At 45.5% G+C, this 22726-nt stretch carries 21 protein-coding genes; 16 read left to right on the forward strand and 5 right to left on the reverse strand.

Annotation, left to right across the window (positions count from 1 at the left end):
* Window positions 1-387: 387 nt before the first annotated feature.
* Complete coding sequence (locus tag NC99_RS02745) at window positions 388-597, forward strand: hypothetical protein (RefSeq protein WP_053179618.1); 210 nt, start codon at window positions 388-390, stop codon at window positions 595-597.
* Complete coding sequence (locus NC99_RS02750; protein WP_053179620.1) at window positions 597-863, forward strand: type II toxin-antitoxin system RelE family toxin; 267 nt, start codon at window positions 597-599, stop codon at window positions 861-863. Before NC99_RS02745 ends, NC99_RS02750 begins: the two co-directional genes overlap by 1 nt.
* Before the next feature lie 311 nt (window positions 864-1174).
* Here NC99_RS02750 and ftcD read toward each other — a convergent pair whose 3' ends face one another.
* The 4 genes from ftcD to folE form a co-directional block, all read right to left on the reverse strand.
* Window positions 1175-2866: a glutamate formimidoyltransferase gene (gene ftcD / locus NC99_RS02755; RefSeq protein ID WP_053179622.1), complete on the reverse strand. Its 1692-nt coding sequence runs from the start codon at window positions 2864-2866 to the stop codon at window positions 1175-1177.
* 50 nt (window positions 2867-2916) lie between these two features.
* On the reverse strand, window positions 2917-4167 hold the full coding sequence (hutI, locus tag NC99_RS02760) for an imidazolonepropionase (protein ID WP_053179771.1): 1251 nt from the start codon (window positions 4165-4167) through the stop codon (window positions 2917-2919).
* Window positions 4168-4367: 200 nt separating this feature from the next.
* The gene (locus tag NC99_RS02765; protein WP_157624394.1) at window positions 4368-4718 is read right to left on the reverse strand and encodes a T9SS type A sorting domain-containing protein; all 351 of its coding nucleotides are present in this window, start codon (window positions 4716-4718) and stop codon (window positions 4368-4370) included.
* A gap of 143 nt (window positions 4719-4861) precedes the next feature.
* Window positions 4862-5602 carry a GTP cyclohydrolase I FolE gene (gene folE, locus NC99_RS02770; protein ID WP_239684392.1) on the reverse strand — a complete coding sequence of 247 codons (741 nt, stop codon included), beginning with the start codon at window positions 5600-5602 and terminating at the stop codon, window positions 4862-4864.
* A gap of 277 nt (window positions 5603-5879) precedes the next feature.
* On the opposite strand from folE, the gene NC99_RS02780 reads away from it, so the two are divergent.
* From NC99_RS02780 to NC99_RS02820, 9 genes are all read left to right on the forward strand, one after another.
* A complete protein-coding gene (locus NC99_RS02780; RefSeq protein ID WP_053179628.1) occupies window positions 5880-7292 on the forward strand; it encodes a sulfatase-like hydrolase/transferase in 1413 nt (470 codons plus the stop codon).
* Between the two features lie 174 nt (window positions 7293-7466).
* Window positions 7467-8783 (forward strand): alpha-L-fucosidase, encoded by a 1317-nt coding sequence (locus NC99_RS02785; RefSeq protein WP_053179630.1) that lies wholly within the window; start codon window positions 7467-7469, stop codon window positions 8781-8783.
* A 159-nt stretch (window positions 8784-8942) separates the two neighbouring features.
* A complete protein-coding gene (locus tag NC99_RS02790) occupies window positions 8943-9863 on the forward strand; it encodes a hypothetical protein (protein WP_053179632.1) in 921 nt (306 codons plus the stop codon).
* Window positions 9864-9918: 55 nt separating this feature from the next.
* Complete coding sequence (locus NC99_RS02795; RefSeq protein ID WP_053179634.1) at window positions 9919-10833, forward strand: Ppx/GppA phosphatase family protein; 915 nt, start codon at window positions 9919-9921, stop codon at window positions 10831-10833.
* 53 nt (window positions 10834-10886) lie between these two features.
* A complete protein-coding gene (locus NC99_RS02800) occupies window positions 10887-12050 on the forward strand; it encodes a sigma-54-dependent transcriptional regulator (RefSeq protein WP_053179636.1) in 1164 nt (387 codons plus the stop codon).
* Window positions 12051-12367: 317 nt separating this feature from the next.
* A complete protein-coding gene (locus NC99_RS02805) occupies window positions 12368-14647 on the forward strand; it encodes a hypothetical protein (RefSeq protein WP_053179639.1) in 2280 nt (759 codons plus the stop codon).
* A gap of 91 nt (window positions 14648-14738) precedes the next feature.
* Window positions 14739-16958 carry an APC family permease gene (locus tag NC99_RS02810; protein WP_053179641.1) on the forward strand — a complete coding sequence of 740 codons (2220 nt, stop codon included), beginning with the start codon at window positions 14739-14741 and terminating at the stop codon, window positions 16956-16958.
* Between the two features lie 52 nt (window positions 16959-17010).
* Window positions 17011-17493, forward strand: coding sequence for a pantetheine-phosphate adenylyltransferase (gene coaD, locus NC99_RS02815; RefSeq protein ID WP_053179643.1), 483 nt, complete (start codon window positions 17011-17013; stop codon window positions 17491-17493).
* Window positions 17483-18898 (forward strand): peroxiredoxin family protein, encoded by a 1416-nt coding sequence (locus NC99_RS02820; protein ID WP_053179645.1) that lies wholly within the window; start codon window positions 17483-17485, stop codon window positions 18896-18898. Before coaD ends, NC99_RS02820 begins: the two co-directional genes overlap by 11 nt.
* Here the strand turns inward: NC99_RS02820 and NC99_RS02825 are convergent.
* Window positions 18895-19521: an NUDIX hydrolase gene (locus tag NC99_RS02825; protein WP_053179647.1), complete on the reverse strand. Its 627-nt coding sequence runs from the start codon at window positions 19519-19521 to the stop codon at window positions 18895-18897. The two genes, NC99_RS02820 and NC99_RS02825, sit on opposite strands and share 4 nt — an antisense overlap.
* A gap of 33 nt (window positions 19522-19554) precedes the next feature.
* Between NC99_RS02825 and pyrE the strand changes: the two genes are divergently transcribed.
* From pyrE to NC99_RS02850, 5 genes are all read left to right on the forward strand, one after another.
* Window positions 19555-20187, forward strand: a complete 633-nt coding sequence (pyrE, locus tag NC99_RS02830; protein ID WP_053179649.1) for an orotate phosphoribosyltransferase — start codon at window positions 19555-19557, stop codon at window positions 20185-20187.
* Window positions 20188-20258: 71 nt separating this feature from the next.
* Entirely contained in the window at window positions 20259-20714 is a 456-nt protein-coding gene (locus NC99_RS02835; protein ID WP_053179651.1) for an SRPBCC family protein, read from the forward strand.
* Window positions 20715-20848: 134 nt separating this feature from the next.
* Complete coding sequence (locus NC99_RS02840; RefSeq protein ID WP_082326271.1) at window positions 20849-21547, forward strand: hemerythrin domain-containing protein; 699 nt, start codon at window positions 20849-20851, stop codon at window positions 21545-21547.
* Window positions 21548-21633: 86 nt separating this feature from the next.
* Window positions 21634-22236: a helix-turn-helix transcriptional regulator gene (locus NC99_RS02845; RefSeq protein WP_053179654.1), complete on the forward strand. Its 603-nt coding sequence runs from the start codon at window positions 21634-21636 to the stop codon at window positions 22234-22236.
* A gap of 78 nt (window positions 22237-22314) precedes the next feature.
* Window positions 22315-22680: a DUF6686 family protein gene (locus NC99_RS02850; protein WP_053179655.1), complete on the forward strand. Its 366-nt coding sequence runs from the start codon at window positions 22315-22317 to the stop codon at window positions 22678-22680.
* Window positions 22681-22726 lie beyond the last annotated feature (46 nt).

Genomic DNA, 22726 nt, shown 5'->3' on the forward strand with positions numbered 1-22726 from the left:
ACGTAGATTTGTACCCGGCTGGCCACCCGGCAATCGATGATTCCATTCATTCCATTACCATTCGGCTTTAGCCAACGGACCATAAAAACAACACACAACCAGAATCAAGCATCGAACATCAAGCATCGAACATCAAGAATCGAGCATCCAGCATCCAGCATCCAGTATCTAGCATCCAGCATCATTCCCCATCATAAAAAATCACAACCGATCTGCACCATCGGCGTCCAATTTCTTTCAATCATCAGGAATCCATCCCCGACTACCTTACGCACTCCCCCTTAAAGCAAAGCTTTCACTGTAGAAAGGAACTATCTTCCAGATCGACAATAAATGATTCAAATTATTTATTTCAATTTTTTATATCTTTGCTAAAAAGCTTGTAACATGGTCACTATTAAAGTAAATGAACATACCAAGGCTGGGAAGGCATTAATTGAGACAGCGCGTATCATGGCCCAAAAATTTAAAGGGATTGATATTATTGAAGACAACAGCCTCCTATATGAAAAAATGAAAGCCAATCACCAGTCTGACCTACTTTCTGAACCTGAAAAGTCAAACTTCCTGAAGGAGCTTAAGAATGCTGCGAAATAATGCACTACGAAGTAGAAAAATCATTTGCCCGTGACTTTCAGAAACTGAAAGATAAAAAGCTGGCCAATGCAATCCTTGAGTGCATCCAAAAAGTATCGGACGCCCACACGATCAGTGATATTTCCGGCCTGAAAAAAATGACGGGATACCGATCGGCATACAGGCTCCGCAGCGGTGATTATCGCATTGGCGTCATCATTGAAAATAATATCGTCTTATTTGTGGCTTTTGCTCACAGAAAGGAAATTTACCGTAAGTTTCCTTAAATCCCGCTGGCCAGTCCGGCAAATTCCAGCTGCCATCCTTATCCTTTCACGCGGAATTTGTATCCCAGCCCGAACTTGCCAGTGATGACCCATTTTATTCCATTACCGCTTGGCTTTAGCCAAAGGACCATAAAAACAACACGCGACCAGAATCGAGCATCGAACATCAAGAATCTAGCCTCAAGAATCTAGCATCAAGAATCCAGCATCAAGCATCCAGAATCTAGCATCCAGAATCCAGCATCACGCATCAAGCATCCCGGTTATACCCGGACTCCCCCGCTCCCGCGCGATTGTGTCATCTGCCCTGGCTAGTCGTCACCATTTATTTTCTCCATCACCAGTTTCAGAATGAGCTGCTCCTTGGTTTCGGCCTTGTAAAGAAGTTCTGTGGCTTCATGTCTCAGGGCGGCTACCGCTGCTTGGTCGTGATACCCACCGAGGTTGATCAACACATTGAGGTGGGCTCCATGAACGGCCGTGCGCGCACAAAGGGCAGCCACGCCAGCATCAGACACCGAGTTGGGGTTTCCGATTTTTGCCATCGCCTCAATCAGTTCCATCGACTCAAAAGCGGTCTTCATCACTTGCAAGGGAACTCTTATGGCATTCAAAGTAGCTTCCTGAATGGCTTCATGCCGAGCATCGGCCTCTTCAGGACTGGATTTTGGCATACCGAAGGCCGCCATAATCCGGTTAAACGCTTTTGTATCTTCATCAACCAACCGAAGCAATTGATTTTGGCTGGCTTTGCCCTTTTCTGCCCAGTCGGAGAATTCTTCCCAACGATGATCCCAGCCGCGTTTGTTGGCCGAAAGGTTGGCCACCATTCCACCCAAGGCAGCGCCAAGCGATCCCACGTAAGCTGAAATGGAACCTCCGCCAGGAGCAGGCGATTCTGAGGCTGTTTGGTCAGCAAAGGCCTGCAAACTTAAGTCTTTCAACTTTTTCGACTCCTCTTCCAGCCGATATTCAATAATCCGTTCACCCGGCTTAAAGGCTGTCAGCTCGTCCAGCCCCATCGATTTGATGGCGATCTTGATCAGCTCGGCATCAGAAACTCCCGTGGAGCGTTGTTGTTTGCTCAAAAAATATTTTCCGGCATCGAGCATAGCCTGCAAGGGAATCAGCCCGACCAACTCGGAGCCGGTAACCCGCAAGCCACGACGTTCAGCGCTCTTACAAACCGCATCAAAAGCAACATGAATGGGCGTTACCGTTATATCGGTCAGGTTCATCGAAATTTGAGCAATCCCATATTCTTCAATGAACCAGCCAATGGCACGTACCTTCTTCAAGCTACCGGGAATCCGCACCGGCTCCCCTTTTTCATCGGTCACAATCTTGCCTGTCACCGGATGACCTTCACGCTTCACACGGCCGGCTTCGCGTACATCAAAAGCAACAGAATTGGCCCGTCGCGTGGAAGTGGTGTTGAGATTTACATTGTAGGCAATCAGAAAATTTCGGGCACTCACCGCCGTCGCTCCTGCAGTCATATTCATCTTAGCCGGACCAAAATCTGGTTTCCACATCGGATCTTTCAACTTTTCGGCCAGTCCCTCGTACTCGCCCGACCTGCAATTGGCCAAACTACGCCGCACCTCACTGGTAGCGGCAAATTCGTAGCAATAGACCGGAATTTCAAGTTCCTCGCCAATACGCCTGGCCAACTGCCTGGCGTATTCAACGGTTTCCTCCATCGATATATTTGAAATTGGAACCAAGGGGCAAACATCGGTTGCTCCAAACCGCGGGTGCTCACCGTGATGTTTGCTCATATCAATCAATTCGGCAGCTTTTTTTACGCCCTGAAAAGCCGCTTCAATCACATCGGACGGACTTCCGACAAAGGTTACCACGGTCCGGTTGGTCGCGTAGCCCGGATCAACATTGAGTAACTTGATTTGACCAACACGTTCAATCGCATCGGTTATTTGCTTAATAATCGCTGGATTTCTTCCTTCGCTAAAGTTGGGTACACACTCAATTAACTGATTCATAGTTTGGTTTTTATTCGCAGATTTTAATCAACAAAGCTTACAATTTTCAATCAATAGATTTCGCCATTGATGATCACAGTTTCAACCGGATTGCTACCGTAAAAATAAGGGATGGCGGCGTAGCCTGGAAGCACCTTTGTAATGAACAGGTTGGCCAGCTTTCCTCGACAAATACTTCCACAGCTTTTTTCAATGCCCATGGCATAAGCCGAATTTAGGGTGCAGGCATTGATGGCTTCTTCGGGAGTCATTTTATAATTGATGCAAGCCAAAGACTGAATGAAATTCATATTTCCTGAAGGTGAAGAGCCCGGATTGAAGTCGGACGCCAGGGCGATGGGTAAACCGGCATTCATCATCTTACGCACAGGCGACAAGGGCAGGCTCAGAAAAAATGCAGCCCCGGGAAGCACAGTCGGCATGGTTTTAGAGCCAAGCAAGGCTTCAATTTCGGCTTCACCCACGTGCTCGAGGTGATCGACGGAAAGCGCCTGATACTGAACACCAACCTGAACCCCTCCCGTGAGCCCAAGTTCATTGGCATGAATTTTTGGCTGAAGGTCATACTTCCATGCGGCTTCAAGAAGCTGCGCGGTTTCGCTGACTGAGAAAAAACCCCGATCGCAGAAAACGTCCATGTAATCAGCCAAGCCTTGCTGACTAATTTCCGGCAACATTTCCTGAATAATCAGCTGGATATACTTCTGCCGTTTGTTTTTGTATTCAACCGGCATGGCATGAGCACCCAAAAAAGTTGATTTGATTGTCAATGGACTGGTTTCCTTTAAACGCTGAATCACCCGCAGCATTTTCAATTCCGATTTCACAGATAGGCCGTAACCGCTTTTTATCTCCACCGCCGTGGTTCCCAACTGTTTAATTTCGTCGAGGCGGGCCATGGCCGATAAGTACAGCTCGTCTTCCGACGCCTGCTCCAGGCGTTTGGCTGAATTTAAGATGCCACCACCCCGCCTGGCAATTTCTTCGTAGCTTAAGCCATTAATCCGATCGACAAATTCCTGCTCCCGGCTGGTTGCAAATACCAAATGGGTGTGTGAGTCGCAATAGCCAGGCATCACAATTTTTCCGGTACAGTCAATTTCCATCATCATGTCGGCACCATCAACCGCCGTTTCATCGAAATCCTGCATGAGGCCAAAATTTTCAATCTGGTCATCATTAATGACCAAAAAGGCATCGTGCAACACCTTCAACTCGTTCATCTCCTTACCAGCAACCCAGGCTCTCGCCTCTTCCTCCACTTGAACCAATTCCTTAATGTTTACCAAAATCACCTTCATAATCAGTCGGGCTTGATTTTCATACAAGATAAAAAAAGAAGTCGGAGAAATAAACTGCCATTTATCATACGGCAAGCGGGCCATTCATATTTTCCTTGTTAAGCGGGCCAGCCCGCCGGCGGAATTGACTACAAACGACACCGAAGTGCGTGCATTATGCTGCTCGGATGGCTAAAAAAAATAAGCAAAGCGCCTGCCGTTCAAAGCTTTCGAATTCGTTTGATGATCACCTGTCCGTCGTTATCGGCTTTTAGTAAGTAGAAACCCGCATTAAATCGCTGCAATTCCAGTCGAATCTTTTGGATGCCTGGAGTCAATTCCATTTTTTCCCATTTCTTAACTGTGTTGCCCAATATATCGATGAGCTCGAATTGCACAAGAGCATATTTTTTTGAAAAGATATCAACGAATACATACTCCTTGGCAGGATTTGGGTAGATTTTCTCAATTTGATAATCTTCCTGATCAGGAATAGAAACCTCTTGGGCCCTCACGTTGGCAAAAAGAAGTAAAAACGCTGAAAATGTGAAATAAAGTAAAGCTTGCTTCATAGTCCTGATTATTTGGTTATCTATAAATACAAGAACTATTCCAAAAAGTTCCCTTTTCAGCACCGTGCTGAATCGAAAGCTGGTTACGGCATAAAAAAACCCCGCGCAGCGCGTGAGGTTTCATTTCGTTCGTTTCAATCCTATTATTTCCCTAAAGCAATGTATTTCAAAAATTCTTCTTTTCTGGCTTGCTGCTTAAAAATGCCGCCGTACTCAGCCGTGATTGTTGAACTGCTCTCATCTTCAATTCCGCGCGACGAAACGCACATGTGTTTGGCATCAATGACAATGGCAACATCCTCGGTCTTCAAAATACGCTTTAACTCGCTGGCTATTTGAACAGTTAAACGTTCCTGCACCTGCGGGCGACGGCTAAAATAGTCAACAATGCGGTTGATTTTTGACAAGCCAATCACCTCCCCGCTTGACACGTAAGCGACATGAGCTTTCCCAACGATGGGTAAAAAATGATGCTCGCAGGTTGAATTTAAGTTGATGTTTTTCTCCACCAGCATTTCGCCGTACTGAAACTTGTTCTCAAAGACCGATATTTGAGGTCTGTTCTTGGGATTCAAGCCACTAAAAATCTCCTGAACAAACATTTTCGCAACACGGCGCGGCGTTCCATTCAAACTGTCGTCCCGCAAATCCAAGCCAAGTGTTTCCATTATTTCCCGAAATTTGGCCTGAATAATTTCCATTTTCTCTTCGTCACTACGAACAAAAGCATCTTCGCGCATCGGTGTGTCGATCGACGTTGCGATGTGGTTATCACCTATAATATCCGCCTCAACCAAGTTTCTAACTTCCGTTGCGTTAACCTGACCATTTATATTCGGCGCTTGTTGATTTGTTTTTACAAAACCGTTCACTTTCATTGTCATTCCTCCAAAATGTTTTCAAGTTTAACCAACAAGCTAAAATTAAGTTTGTTTAATTTTCACAAGAATATTTTAAACACAAACACACAAAACACTAAACAACAACGCATTACAAAATTTAAAACATTATCACCGAGAGCTAAAATAAAAAGGGCTTTGCAGCCCGGACAAAAAGCCTTTCTTCAATTGTTGAGAATTATATCCTGTAAAAAAGGTGTGTATCTCGATGTGATTTAATAATTTTATGGAAAATTGAATATCACCCGTTTTGTCCAACGCTATGAAGCAATTTGTCAGCAAAATAATCTTAGTCATCCTCTCCGGTGTTCTGTTGTCTGCTCCCATCAGTACTGATGGCGCAGCGTTTGGAAGGCATCAAAAACCGAATGTACTAATTATCACCGCCGACAACCTTGGATATGGCGACCTCTCCATCATGGGTGCAAAGGACATTCAAACACCAACTATCGACGAGTTCTTCACCGACGGGCTGATGTTCACTGAGTTTTATGCCAACGCTCCGACAAGCTCTCCAACTCAGGCTTCGCTACTTTCGGGACGTTTCCCGGCTCTTGTTGGTGTGCCCGGAACAATCAGACGCGACTCGCAGAATAACTGGGGATACTTTCAATGTGAAAAAACGATGGCCCATCATTTTCGGGAAGCAGGCTACCTCACCGCTTTGATTGGAAAATGGAACCTGGGATTTGAAGCCCCCAACCTGCCCAATGCCCAAGGGTTTGATCTTTTTATGGGTTTTTTGGGTGATGAAATCGACGACTATTACACCCATCGACACGAAAATGTAAACTGCATGCGATTCAATGAAAGTGAAATAGATGCACCGGGCCATACCACCGATTTATTTTCCAACTGGTCGGCCAGTTTTATTTTGCGTGAAGCAGAATCGGATAAACCTTTTTTCCTTTACTTATCATACAATGCACCAGGCCCGCTGTTACAGCCCGATGAAGATCACCTGAAGGATGTTTCGAACCGAAACCCAACACTGAGCCCCGAACGAGCAAAGCACATTGCCCTGATTGAACAAATGGATCGTGGGATCGGGCGGGTCATGCAGGCGCTAAAGGAGACCAACCAACTGAAAAATACAATCATCATTTTCACTTCAACCAACGGAGGAATTGTAGAATCCGGTGCATCAAACGGCAGATTGCGTGGCGGAAAGCTTGATCTGTTTGAAGGCGGAATCCGTGTTCCAACCAGTATTTATTGGAAGAAAGGCATCAAAAAAGGCAGCCTTTCTCACCAAATGAGTATGACCATGGATCTATTCCCCACCTTGTGCAGTCTGGCTCAAGTTCCGACAAACCAGATTCTTGATGGGCAGGATTTAACGACTTGCATCCTGGATAATGTGCCCCTTCAACAAGAAAGAACCTTGTTTTGGACTTGCCGCGAAGGCGGTGAGCACCACGGAGAGGCGTGCTATGCCGCCAGGCAAGGAGCGTATAAATTGATGCAAAACAGGCCAAGCGAAAAATTTCGACTGTACAACCTGACGACCGACCCTCACGAAGTCATCCCACTGGCCGAAAGCTCAGAGCACTACAGGCGTCTGCATCGTGCGCTGATGGATCATGTACAGGAAAACGAAAAAATCCCCTGGTTCGAAAATGCAAAAAAGCAGGAGCATCCTTCCAGCGACAATTCCAGCACGTCAGACAATTGATAAGCAGAACCAGGATGCTCTTGCAGGCAGTATCGAAAAATCAAACCGAAAAAAACAACCACATCGATTGGAGCCGCATCGACTTTAAAATTTCAAACCGGCGTATTTCAATTTCAAATTTTTCTTGTACATTTATCAGCACAATACAGCACAGCAAATCTAAACCAATTCATCATGAAAAATCTAAACTACCTGATTATGTTCCTCTTGTTAGCCATGAACACCGTGGCCCAAACCGACTACTCACCAGCACCCGAGAACCTAAAAAACCGCGAGTGGTTTCAGGATGCCAAATTTGGCCTCTTTGTCCATTGGGGCGTTTATGCTGTTATGGCAGGAGGTGGCGACCAGGGGGTTGCCGAATGGATCATGAATCAAAAACAAATTCCCATTGAGCAGTATGAAAAACTGCCTGCTTTTTTCAATCCAACCAGCTTTGACCCGGCCGAATGGGTGGCAATCGTCAAAAAAGCCGGCATGCAATACATTACCATTACCAGCAAACACCACGACGGATTTGCCATGTACGATTCGAAAGTGAGCGATTATAACATTGTGGATCAAACGCCTTACGGCAAAGATGTGCTGAAACAACTCAAGGATGAATGCGACAAGCAAGGGATCAAGCTCTTCTTTTATTATTCACAACTGGATTGGCATCACCCGGACTATTTTCCACGCGGACGAACAGGCAAAGATTTCACCGGACGTCCCCAAAGTGGCGACTGGAACAAATACATCGACTACATGAACACCCAGCTAACGGAACTATTGACCAACTATGGCGAAATTGGCGGCATTTGGTTCGATGGCATGTGGGACAAGCCTGATGCTGAATGGCGACTGGAGGAGACCTACCAACTCATTCACGATTTGCAGCCAGGAGCCATGATTGGCAGCAACCATCACATCGCGCCATTTCCAGGCGAAGATTTCCAAATGTTTGAACGCGACTTGCCCGGAGAAAACACCATGGGTTTTAACAAAACTGAAACCATCTCCGACTTGCCGCTGGAAATGTGTGAAACCATGAACGGAAGCTGGGGCTTTAACCTCAAAGACAACAATTACAAAAGCTCGAAACAGTTGATTCAAACCATGGTGAAAGCGGCAGGCCACGGAGCCAATTTTCTGCTTAACACGGGCCCGATGCCCAACGGAAAAATTCAACCCGAAAACGTGGACACGTTAATGGTAATGGGGCGTTGGTTGAAACAATACGGCGAAGCCATTTACGGCACACGCAAAGGTCCGATCCGGCCATCGGAATGGGGCGCAACCACCCAAAAAGGAAATATCATTTATGTGCACGTGCTAGACCTGGAACAAGAGCAGCTTGAAATTCCGGCACTGGACCGAAAAATTAAGAAGATTACTTTTTTTGATGATGGCTCGAAAGTGAAATTTAAAAAATCAGAGAAAGGCATCGTACTGGAAATTCCTTCAGAAAAAAAGAATACGATTGACACCATTCTGAAAATTGAAATTTAAGAAATCCTTCACGATTAATTTAAAAACCTGATAATCAAAGCACCGAAACCCTAAGCAAACCATAGATAGAACATTTACTATTTTGGTTGCAGATTGAACTTCGATCCAAAAGCAGCAGTTTGTAAAAATACTTATCTTAGCGATTTTCTGTATAAACACATGATGATCAGATACGAACTGCTTCTTTTTATTCTTTTGCTGGGTTGGCATGGCGTGATGGGGCAACGAGAAAGCACCAAGGATTTTGTGCCTTACTATTCCGGAACCAACGACTTTAGCACCATCTTGTTTGCGCCCGGAACCATGGGCCCCAATGCCTTGCCGGTACCCGAGATTTTAAACGGGCAAGTGGGCACCGACTTGCTGTTCCGGCTTTCAACCGATCATTATTTCAGAGATGGCGGCGGCGACAACGGACACAGCCTCGTGCTGAACTTCCGCTTTCCGGTGGTGCAAAACTTTATGGCTTTCCAAGTGCACTGGAATATGCTGGAGCATTTTCACACCACCAATGAAGTCCGCGATATCCTTCAGCTATACAAAGATGATCCGGGGTGGACGACCGATTTTGGCGACCTCATTCTAAGCACAAACATCCAACTGTTGCAAGGGCGGGAGTATTGGCCCGACATCATGTTGGTGAGCGCCTTGAAAACAACCACCGGAAGCATCTACGACGGACGGGCGACCGACATGCCTGCCCACTGGCATTACGCCAGCCTGGGAAAACAAATACTAAAGCGAGGATTATTCCGTTTTCGGATTAACGCGATGGGCGGTTTCTATATCTGGCAAACCAATCAAACCGATCTGGAACAAAACGAAGGGCCACTTTGGGGCGTGGAAGGCCAATTCAACTATCGATCGATCGAGCTGGCTTCCGGACTTTCAGGCTATAAAGGATGGAAATATTATGGCGAAGATCGCCCCGCCTTGTTCAAAAGCCGACTCGTGGTAAACAATAAGCTTTTCAATTATTTTATTGAGTACAAAACAGGCTTGCAGCACTACTATTACAGCTCCATCAACATTGGGTTGACCTGGCATCCCCTGTCGCCCTTTAAGCTGGAGAGCCGCTAAAACAAAACCTGCAAAATGTCGGTTTAACAAATTCACTGCATCAAATTCAAAAATAATGAAACTGGCTGTCATTGATCTGGGAACAAACACCTGCAACCTGCTGATTGCTGAAATCAACCAGCAGCAATACACCTTATTGTATCAGGGAAAAGTTGGTGTGAAGTTGGGAAAAGGCGGAATAAACAAAAATCTGCTCACCGCCGAAGCTTTCGAGCGTGCGACTCAGGCGCTGAAAAAACACCAGGAGACCATCGCCGGATTCAACATCGACCATGTGATAACAATTGGGACCTCGGCCGTACGCGATGCGATCAATAGAACTGATTTTGAATCACATATCCTCCAAGAAACGGGTTTGCAGCTTCAAATCATTTCAGGCGAACGGGAAGCGGATTTGATTTTCAAGGGAGTCAGACTTGCCTTAAAAAATCTTCCAGATGACACGTTAATCATGGATATTGGTGGTGGCAGCAACGAATTCATTGAAATCAAACAAAGCCAAATCACCTACAAGGAAAGCTTTCCGCTGGGCATGGCACGCGTGCTCGAGCAATTTCCTCTGACCGATCCCATTTCAGCCAGCGAGATGCAGGCGATTGAATCGTGGTTCGACAAGGGGATGCAAAGTTTATGGACACAGCTCAACGGCAAACAGCCGAGCCAGCTGATCGGCTGCTCCGGCGCTTTCGACACCCTGGCCGATTTGCTGGACCAAACCGCCCCCGGCACCAAAGCCCGCCAGCAACAAGCCATTGAGCTGGCAGACTTTAACAGGATTGCTGACGAAGTGATTCATTCCACCAAAGCACAACGCGACCAAATGACGGGCATGGAACCTTTGCGGGTGGAAATGATCGTTCCGGCCTTAATCCTCATCCGGCTGGTCGTCAAAAAACTGGATATCAGCAAAATCGTTCAAACCGACTATGCCTTGCGCGAAGGCATTTTGTTTGAATGGATTTATGATTAATTTTGATGCTTGATCAAGTAACAAAAGTCCGAAATCAATAAATTTCAAACTCCATGTCAAAAATATTAGTAATTGACGACGAACGAAGCATTCGCAGCACCTTAAAAGATATTCTGGAATACGAAAAGTACCAGGTTGATTTAGCCGAAGATGGACAGCAAGGGATTGACCAGGTGCGCAAGAACGAGTACGACATCGTTTTGTGCGATATCAAAATGCCCGGGATGGACGGAATTGAAGCGCTCGAAAAGATTCAGATTCTCGCGCCGGACGTACCCGTGGTGATGATCTCGGGACATGGCAACATTGACACGGCTGTTGAATCGATCAAGAAGGGGGCGTTCGACTACATTGAAAAGCCGCTGGATCTGAACCGCTTGCTGATTACCATTCGAAATGCGATGGACAAATCGAACCTGATCACCGAAACCAAAGTCTTGAAAAAGAAGGTCAATAAAAAATACGCCATTGTGGGGCGCTCGGAAGCCATTCAAAAAGTAATCAGCATGGCCGACCGGGTGGCGCCAACCGACGCCCGGGTACTCATTACCGGATCGAATGGTACCGGCAAAGAGTTGGTGGCCCGCCGCCTGCACGACCAGAGCAACCGTGCTTCGGGTCCCTTCGTGGAGGTCAACTGCGCCGCCATCCCTTCAGAACTCATTGAAAGTGAACTCTTCGGACATGAAAAGGGTGCCTTTACTTCGGCGGTGAAACAACGCAAAGGAAAATTTGAACAAGCCACTGGCGGCACCTTGTTTTTGGATGAAATTGGCGACATGAGCCTTTCGGCACAGGCAAAAGTGCTGCGCGCCTTGCAGGAAAACATCATTGCCCGGGTTGGTGGCGATAAACCCATCAAAGTTGATGTGCGCGTGGTGGCAGCTACCAACAAAAATCTGAGTGAAGAAATTGAAAAGAACAATTTTCGTGAAGATTTATACCACCGCCTGAGCGTCATTCTCATTCACGTACCCACCTTAAACGAGCGCACTGAAGATATTCCCGATCTGGCCAGTCACTTTATCAAGCAAATTTGTGGCGAGTATGGCATGCCCGAAAAAACAATCACCGATGAGGCCCTGGAGAAACTGAAGCAAATCAACTGGACAGGCAACATCCGGGAGTTTCGCAACGTCATCGAACGGTTAATTATTCTGGGTGATAAATCCATTACAGCAAACGATGTAGAAAACTTTGCCGGTCCAACCAAATAAGTCCGGGCGTTCCAAAGATATGTTTTAAAAAAATTGGCAAACATCTTTCAATATTCGTTGTTATAACAAAACGAAAGATGAAGCACGCAGTGAAAAGACATAGTAAAAGTTAAGGAAACCCACTGAAACCGGAAAGTTTTTGTTGTTGTCATGGCGTATTTAAACACTTCACCCCGCGGTTTATTGTTTCCCGGGGAGCGGACCGAATTTCATGGGTTTCCTTTTTTTATTTCTCTCACCCACAATTTTTTTCTTGACCATCTCAAAACGATTGGAAAATTGTAAATTCGTGCACAGTAACGAATTCCTGTATCTACGTGAAACAAAAGCTGACTCATGCAAGCTTCCTGATTATATTGATGGTGACAACAGCCGCCTTGCTGTTGATACTTTTTCAACCCGTTTTGCAGCATCCCAACAGCATCCTCTTCTCCAAATCGATCGATCCGCTAAAAAGCTATTTCAACTTTTCATACTACCTGAAATACGACTCCGGCGTCCGGCATGACGGCATCAATTATCCGTACGGCGACCATTTGCAATACATCAATTCGCATCCGGCGTATGTTTCCGTGCTGAAGCTTGTGGACAAGCATCTCTATCCAATTGCCGACTACGGTGTGGGTATTCTGAACCTGACGATGATTTTCTCCTTTTTATTGGGAATGCCCTTGTTGTTTTTGATTCTAAGGCGGTTCGAACTGCCTGCGTGGTATGCCTTTCTGTCGGCTTTGGTCATTGGTTTTCTGACACCACAGTTCGACCGCATTCACGGGCATTTTGAGATGGTTTACTGGTTTTTTATTCCGCTGTTTTGGTATTTGCTTATTCGTTTTCGCGAAGATAAAAAACCATTCTTTTGGGGAAGTTTGCTGATGTTATCGGGAACCATTGGCGGATTGATCAGCGCCTATTTTGTCGCGTTCTACTTCATTTTTTTAGTGGCCGTGCTTATCGCCGATTTATGGATCCACCGAAAGCAAGCCAGGCAACAACTTCAGCCGGCTATTTATGTATTGGTGCTGGCAGCTGTTCCGGTACTTTTGGTCAGGGGGCTGGCAGGCGCCACCGACTGGGTTACCGACCGGCCCGACAACCCATACGGGTTCTATGTATATCACGCCAACCTATTCAGCATCTTTCTCCCTTCGGAATTTCCGTTAAAAGCTTTTATTTCAAAATACATGGACCTGGGATTTCAATGGGAAGGGCGGGCCTTTGTCGGGTTACCAGCAACATGGGTAGCCATCAGCCTGGTAATGATGGCCCCAATCGTCTGGCTCCGAAAGCGCCAACCCGATTGGTCGTTCGTCTTTCAGCACAAAGCACTCCTGCCCTATCTCCTGGCCGGCACACTGGTCCTATTGTTTTCCATGTGCTTTCCCTTCAAATGGGGGTTTGGCTTTTTGCTCGAACTTCTGCCGCCCGTTCGCCAGTTTCGTGCACTGGGCCGCTTTTCCTGGATTTTCTATTATATCTTCACGGTCTATTCGGCCTTCATTTTCTTCCAACTCTTCGAAAAATTAAAAGCAAAAAACCGCCAACGGTCTGCTTATTTACTGTTGATCGCAGTTTTCGTTTCCTGGGGGATGGCTGCAAAACACAATACAGAAAGGGCAACACGAGGCTTGTTCAACGAAAACGACAAACTGGCGTCCAACGATGAAGAATTTCTTCAACGATTTCAGCATGCACAAGTGGACTACCATCAATTTCAAGCTATTTTTACGCTACCCTTTGCCAGCACCTGCGGCGATAAACTCCTGTTTGAAAATGGCATGACGGCATTGGGTGAAGCCATGAAATGCGCGCACCACACCGGACTGCCACTGGTGCAAAGTTTCTCACCCCGCCTGTCATTTGCCCAGGCTTTAAGCAGCATCCAACTGCTGGCTGATTCGGCCATTGGCAAAACTCGGCTCAACGACATGAACGATAAACCCCTGCTGCTCATCAGCACAAAACAAGAGTTAAACGAACAAGAAGCCTGGCTGCATAAACAGGCCCAGGTTTTCTGGGAGGATCAATACATCACGATGAGCACGCTGCCGCTTGGGGCTTTTAAAGTCAGTCATGAAAACTGGCTCAACCATGTGGCTGATTTCAAAGTACAGTTCAACACACCCGCGGAAATCAACACGGACACCCTTCCCGAATTGATTTTTTACCTTGATTTTGATGATCAACTGGCAGAAAACACCTTCACAGGTACAGGAGCTCTTTTTAAACGAAGGGGTGAGTTGGAAATCTTCAACCAAAAACTTCCCCTGCCAGCCGGAACAGCAAAACTCTCTTTTTGGCTGGCTTTCGACAACCGGCATTATGACATGCCTCAACCTACTTTAACCGTTTGGGATGAAAACGGCAAGCAGCTGTCGGAAACTAAACTGAATAACCGACAAACTCACAACGTGTTCCGGCAATGGGTGCAAATTTCAACTCATTTTGAAGTCCGGAAAAACGCGCGCTACCAGCTCCGTATTAAAGGGAAATATATTGGTGTAGATGATTTGCTGATCAAACCTGCCGGAACCAACGTACTCATTCGAAAAAGCGAAGGTCCTGACTTGTTTAATAATTTTGTAGTCGATCCATAGAAAAAAGATCGCCCACGCATTCGTCTGAGAATCTCATCCGGCTGGTTTTGATTTTTCTTCCGAAAACATATCTTTGACCAAAAACTTATGCATGGCTAAAACGCTTATGAATCAAAATGCCAAGTTTGGCACAATGCCAGTTTTTCTGACGGCACTTTCTACCATTCTCGGAGCTATTTTATTTTTACGCTTTGGCTGGGCAGTCGGGCAGGTTGGTTTTTGGGGCGTGATCGGCATCATCTTCATTGGTCACATCATTACCATTCCAACAGCACTTGCTGTTGCCGAGATCGCCACCAACCAACGAGTTCAGGGTGGTGGGGCCTACTACATCATCTCGCGGTCATTTGGATTGAACATTGGCGGCGCCATTGGTTTGGCACTGTTCTTTTCACAGGCCATTTCGGTGGCATTTTATGTGATTGCTTTTGGCGAAGCATTTGAACCCCTGCTCACCTACATCAACAACACTTTCGACCTGACGATTGAAGACCGGCGATGGATTTCAATTCCTGCCATGGCCATTCTCTCGATTATCATTTTAACGAATGGGGCAAATGTCGGGATGAAGGCCCTGTACCTTGTGGTATTCGTTCTGCTGGTCTCTCTACTTTTTTTCTTTCTTGGCGATTCACCCCTCAAACCATACGACATTCAGTTCCACTCACACGTACCCGACAACCTCAATTTCTTTTTTGTTTTCACCATCATCTTCCCCGCGTTTACAGGACTTGCAGCAGGATTGGGTTTATCGGGTGATTTGAAAGACCCGAAGAGATCGATTCCTAGGGGAACACTTTGGGCCACCATAGCGGGTATGCTTATTTATATTGCTGCCGCGTATAAATTTACCGTTTCGGCCAGTCCCGAGGAGTTGGTGGCCGACCAGCTGATCATGCAGCGCATTGCCATTTGGGGCCCAATTATTCCGATTGGCCTGGCAGCAGCATCATTAAGTTCAGCACTGGGCTCAATCATGGTCGCCCCCCGCACCTTGCAGGCTATTGGGTACGATAATATTTTTCCCGAAGCCCGAATCAATCATTGGTTTGCCAGGGGAAAGAAAAAGGACAATGAACCCGTTAACGGCTCGCTGGTCACCATCCTGATCGCTTTTGTTTTCATCATTGTTGGCGACATCAACTTCGTAGCACAAATCATATCCATGTTCTTCATGGTCACCTACGCAGCCATTTGTATGGTTTCCTTTTTAGAGCATTTTGCCGCCGATCCGGCCTACCGCCCCACGTTCCGAAGTAAATGGTACATCTCGCTAACCGGAGCTGTTTTTTCATTTTGGATCATGTTTCAAATGAATGCGATTTACGCTTCGCTGTCCATTCTGATTATGGGGCTGATTTATTTTGCAATCACCTATTACAGCAAGGAACGAAGAGGCTTAAACAAGCTTTTCAGGGGTGTTGTTTTCCAGCTAAGCCGACAATTGCAAATTTTTGCGCAACGGGCCGACAAAGAAGACCGCGAAATTAGCTGGCGTCCATTTGGAGTCTGCATTTCACACGACACGTTTAAACGCCGAAGCGCCTTTGACGTGATGCGCTGGCTTTCATACAAATACGGCTTCGGAACCTACATTCACTTCATTAAAGGCTACCTGAACGAAGAAACGACCGAAGAATCCAAGGCTTCGTTGAAACGACTCATTAATTTGGCACGAGGTGGTAAAAACCGGGTTTTTCTCGACACCATTATTTCGCCATCCTACACCTCCGCCATTGGACAAGTGGTTCAACTTTCCGGTATTTCAGGCAAGGGTAACAACCTCATTCTCTTCGAATTTTCGCGCACCGAACCAGAAACTCTAAAAGAAATTCTTCCCAATTACAAAATGATCGAATCTGCCGGATTTGATGTTTGCATCCTGAATACTTCCTACAAAAGCTTTGGCTACAAAAAGGAACTCCACATTTGGATTCGCCCGGATGATTATGAAAACGCCAACCTGATGATTTTACTGGGATACATCATCCTGGGTCACCCGGATTGGAAAAAAGGACAGATCAAAATTTTCGCCCTGTTTCATGGAGATGAGGCACAGAATAAGCGCCAACAGCTTTTGGAGTTGGTGAAAGAAGGCCGCTTGCCAATCAGTCCGTCCAATATTGAGATGGTGCCCTATGAAAAAGGCAACCGCAAACAGGTCATTTCAACCTATTCGCAAGATGCTGATTTAACACTGATCGGCTTTCGAAATGAAATGTTAAAGGGGAGTCTTGAGTTTTTTGAGGGATACACCGACTTTGGCAACATTTTATTTGTAAGCGCCAATAAGGCCATGGATATCGAATAATTCCAAAGAATATCCGTTATATTTGGACGGTAAATCGCAAAACACGCCAAATATGAAACGTATCGCCATATTTCCCGGATCGTTTGACCCGTTTACAATTGGCCATGAAAGCATTGTCCGCAGGGCGCTTCCATTATTCGATAAAGTGGTGATCATGATTGGGTTTAACACCAATAAACAGTCTTTTTTCAGCCTCGAAAAACGATTGAAATGGATCAACCAGATTTTTGATGACGAACCCAAGGTGGAAGTCAAAAGCCACGAAGGGCTCACCGTTGATTTCTGCAAACTCGTAGAAGCCAAATATATACTAAGGGGACTGCGCACCTCGGCCGACTTTGAATACGAACGTGCCATTGCGCAGGTTAATAAAAAAATGCACCCCGAACTTGAAACCGTCTTTCTGCTTACCAAACCCGAACACACGCCGGTTAACTCGTCCATTGTGCGCGATATTATTTTGCACGGCGGCGATGCCAGCATGTTCTTGCCCAACAAGTTAAACATGGCCGAATTTAAAAAAGATGAAGCTTAGAAACCTCCTTCTTTTTTTGATTTTCACCTTGGCCTGTTCGCTGTTTTCGCAGGCACAAAAAACAGTTACCCTAAAAGGAAAAGCGCCGGAATACGGTGGCTATCAAATTGAGTTTTATCGCTTGTTGGATGGAATTTCGGAAGAGAAACAGCTTGTCACTTCATTTCGGATTGCTCCGGACGGATCATTCTCCGCTTCATTTCCACTAACGGAAATCACCCACAGCTTTACTGAAATCGATGCTTACCACGCCTCGCTTTTTCTGGTACCCGGTCAGCAATACGAACTGATCTTTCCGCCGAAAAAGCCAGTTTCTGCCAGCCAGAAACGGAACCCTTTTTTCGAGTTCGACGAAATTAACTTCGCACTAAAGAACAGCAATCCGGCGGAACTGAACCGGCAAATTGAACAGTTTGAACTGGCCTATTTAAAACTGGAAAGCCGCTATTTCAACCAGATTTATCACCAACACTCAAAAGCGGCTGTCGACTCGCTGAAAAGCAGCCTGCAACGACAATTTCCCGAAACCGGCGATTCGTATTTCAAAAACTACAAATTTTATCGCTTGGCCTTTGCCGAATTCACTTTACACCAAGGGCAGTCCAATGATTTTACCAGGCGCTATTTCATTGACCAACAACCAGATCTGTTGGTGCCACCGTGTAAACAATTGTTTCAGCAACTCTTCTCCAATTATTTTGAATTTGAAGCGAGCAAGATTCACAGTGCCGAATTTAAACGGCTGGTAGCGCAAGCAAATTTGGCAGGAATTGAGAATTATTTAATGACTCAAAATAACTGGAACGCTGCGCTCAGTCGGCTGGTTATTCTGAAATCAATAGACGACGCCTATTTTCAGGGACAATTTTCGCCAAGGAGCCTACTCCACTTGTTGGACAAAATTGGCGAAAGCCAATGGGATGCTGAAAACAAAGCCATTGCCGCCAGGATCAAGTCGAAGTTAACTTACCTGCAACAAGGCAGCACCGCGCCCGATATCACGCTGACTGATTTTTCAGGAAACAAGCACCAGCTCCGCGACTTCACCGGGAAGTATATCTATCTGAATTTTACGCGGGTTTCGAACCCGATTTGCCGGCAACATTTGAATCACCTAAAAGATTCGGTCAACCAGTTCGACCAGGAATTACATATCCTGAACCTTATTTTACCGGACGAAGCCGACAAAAAAGAACTGATTCTTCAGCAAAACTGGTTGGGTACTTTTTATATTGTCGATGAAAAAGCGGCGGACACTTACCGGCTCACCAACTTTCCCCAAGCCTATTTGATTGATAAAAACGGGCGTTTGGCTCTGTCGCCGGCTCCCAACCCGCTTGATGGTTTTGAACGGCAATTCCTCAACCTGCTCAAGCAAAAACGAATCAACGAACTGCGCAATTAATCCAGATAGGGTTTGATCAGATCCTTTAAATTCCCATAGGTTTGTTGATAGACCGTCGGCAACTCATCTTTCGAAACCCAGCGCACTTCCTCAATTTGCTCATCTGTTTGTGGAACCAGCGGCTCCGAACCGGAATAAGTCATTTCGAACCAACGGGTTTCCTTCAGCACCCAGTTATTTTCTTCCTGAATGTAGGGCGACCGATACAAATGAAAGGTAGCGGGCAATTCGCGATGAATGGTGAGTTCCGTAATGCCGCACTCCTCCTCCACTTCACGCATCGCCGCCACTTCGGCACTTTCGCCAGCCTCGATTCGACCTTTTGGCAAATCCCATCGTCCAAAACGTTTGATGAATAAAAACTGCCCTTGCTTATTCATCACCAAACCGCCAGCAGCCGGCATTTGTGTTAAGTTATTTTTAAGCCATGCCATTAAATCCGGATTTTGCTTACTGACAATTATCAGCTTTACAACATATTTCCTTCGCTCCAATTCAGACAACAGCTCGATAAATTCTTCAAAGCTCTCTATTTCAACATTTTGAACAATGTTATCTTTTAATGAAATGTTCATTTCGCCCCCCCAAAGCAGCTGATGCTCATTGAAAAAAACTTTGTACATTTGTCGTGAAAATCAGTTTAAACATTTAAGATTATGCAAGATATCCATGTTGAGGTTACGAAAAAACTCGTACAAATAAACACAATAAAAATCCAACCATCAAACCCATTCACCTGGGCGTCAGGCTGGAAAGCACCCATCTACTGCGACAACAGAAAAATATTGTCCTATCCCGATGCACGGACTTTTATCCGCGATCAGTTTGTTAAACAAATTCGTGAAAAATATCCGGAAGCGGAAGTGATTGCAGGAGTCGCCACGGGAGCAATCGCCCACGGTATGTTGGTAGCACAGGAGCTTGGTTTGCCATTCATCTATGTGCGGTCAAAACCCAAAGATCATGGGCTGGAGAACCTAATTGAAGGCGATTTGAAAGTGGGACAAAAGGTGGTGATCATTGAAGATTTGGTATCAACCGGTGTGAGCAGCCTGAAAGCAGCCGAAGCCATTACCAACTTTGGCGGTGACGTGCTGGGCATGATGGCTATTTTCACCTACAACTTTCCCGTGGCCAAAGAAAACTTTGAAGAAGCCGGTATCGAACTCACAACTTTAAGCCGTTACAAGACGTTAATTGATGTGGCTTTGGAATCGGGCGAAGTCAAGGAATCTCAAGTTGAGTCTTTGAACCAATGGCGTCAGGATCCGGCCAACTGGGGCAAATAAGTAAACACGAAGCCAAACAATAACATACTCCCCGGACTCGATTCCGGGGATTTTTTTTGAAATGCGAAATTATGGGATTAAGTAAATACACCAGCGAGATTAAATTGATTGATCACAAGGACGAAATTGTATTCAACTATCTTTCGAACTTTGAGCACCTCTCGGAATACATTAACGATGGTTTGCTGCAAAAAGTCACCCAACAGGTTCCTCAAATTAAGATTACCAACTTTGAATCGGATCAGGATTCCTGCCGGTTCAGCATCGGCGGAATGGGGCAATCTGAAATCCGCATCGTCAACCGCGAACCATTTAAAACCATCAAGCTGGCCAGCTCAGGTAGTCTGCCGGTAGAAATTACGTTCTGGATTCAGCTTTTGCCAGTGAGCGAAAACCAAACAAAAATGAAGCTGACCTTGCATGCCGAAATGGGTATGATGATTAAGATGATGGCCGGCAACAAACTGGAAGAAGGAGTCAACCAACTGGCCGACATGCTGACCCGCTTGCCTTATCCTAAAGAGTAAAACCACTGAAGAATAAAAAGGACGGAAGGATTGAAGGACGGAAGGACTGATGGGTTGAGTTCATTTATTTAAAGATTGATTGATCTAAACGGCCTAAAAGCTGTTTACACTTATTAGACGTAAAATTCAACATCATGGAATTATTCAGAAGAGAAGATAAAATGTCGTCCCTGATCACCCGAAACTACAACTTGCTGCCGGTTATCAACCGCTTTGGCATCCGGTTGGGGTTCAAGGAAAAAACAATTGCGGAGGTTTGTCAGGAGAAAAATATCGATACCGACTTCTTCCTGGCCATCGTCAATACCTACACCGATGAAAGTTATTTTCCCGAAGCCGAATTTTTATCTTTTTCCCCGGTGTTGCTCATCGACTACCTGAAGAACACCCATCGGTATTACATCAACTATGTGCTTCCAAAAATTGAGCAACTGCTCAATAAGGTGATGGAAAGTTGTCCCGACAATTGTTCGAGCCTGAAGATGATCAATACGTTCTACCAAAAATACAAATCAGAATTATTGCTTCACCTCAAGCTCGAGGATGAAAAGGTTTTTCCTTACATCCTGAACTTGTACGAAAACAAAACCTTGAGCCCAGAGGGCTCATTTATTGAAGTCATTGAAAATGAGCACACCAATGTTGAAGTGAAGCTGAGCGATCTGGAAAACCTGATCATTCGTCATTTGAGTCCCAACTATGAAGACAATGCCATGAACGAATTTCTGACGGCACTGCTTCAGTTCGAAAACGATTTGAATGACCACGCACGAATTGAAGACCACATTTTAATCACCAAAGTCATTGAGTTCGAAAAAGAATTGAAGAAATGAAACGGGCAAGTGTAAGTCTTCATCAAAAGACCCATCATTCTTGGCCAGTTTCATCGAACACCTCTGAAAATAAAAAATAGAATGAGATGAAAGAAAACGTCTTCATTGTGCATCGCTCCGAAATCATCAGAAAAGGCCTATCGCTGATTCTGCAGGAGTATTTTAAGATGGAAATTACCCAACTGAATTCTGCTAAGGATTTGAGCTCGTTCGCAGGGATTTCCGGCAGCATCATGATTTTAATTCTGGAAGCTCAAGCCGACCTGAACCTCCGGGCCATCGACCAGCTGCGAAAAAACAATGAGGTTTGTCTGGTTGGTTTTTATGCCGAAAACTCAGATGATCAGGTGGATCAGACCTTTGATTACCAACTGAATCAATTCGCATCGCCGATTCAAATTCAAAAGCTGATTCAGGTCATCAGGCAATCGGGCAACAAAAACAAAAACCCCATGCAGGACAACGGCGAATTGACCAGCCGTGAAAAAGAGGTAATCAAACTCATTGCCTTGGGCCTGGCGAACAAAGAAATTGCCGACAAGCTGTTTATTAGCATCCACACCGTCATTTCGCACCGAAAAAACATAACCGAAAAGCTCGGCATTAAATCCATCTCCGGACTGACCGTTTATGCCATCATGAACAATTTGCTTGACATTCAAGACATCAACCCCGAAGAGTTAATCTAAAGAAACCCCAACATCTTGGGATTGATCATTTTCCTTGTTTGTGTCATCTTTGTTAAGAATCAAAAAACAGATGGCAACATGAAGAAGCTTAGCGAAAACGGTCAATTATTTATTTGCGGCGCATGCCGGAAAATTCACCTCGAATTTGGCAACCTGGCTATGGACTTCCAATCGAAGGAAAAACTGCAAGAGCTGCTGAATTTCCTGAACACCGTAAGCGCTAATCATTTTGAGAATGAAGTATTGAGCAACAACTCACGCCGGAAAATTCTTGTTCCCTTTGCTAATTCATCGATCAAACTGCTGCTTTCAGATATGGAGATCAAAGAGTTGACGGAACTTATTCAAGCTTTTCTGCACGATTCAGCCAATCCTGCAAAAGCTGCCCTTCAATTGACCGATTTAAAAAAGCTCAGCACCCTAAACCTGATTTTGCTCAATTGAAACGAACTCACGCTAGTCAACTTTAAGTGCTGCCAGCAATGACTTT

The organism is Sunxiuqinia dokdonensis (assembly GCF_001270965.1).
Classification (GTDB): Bacteria; Bacteroidota; Bacteroidia; order Bacteroidales; family Prolixibacteraceae; genus Sunxiuqinia; species Sunxiuqinia dokdonensis.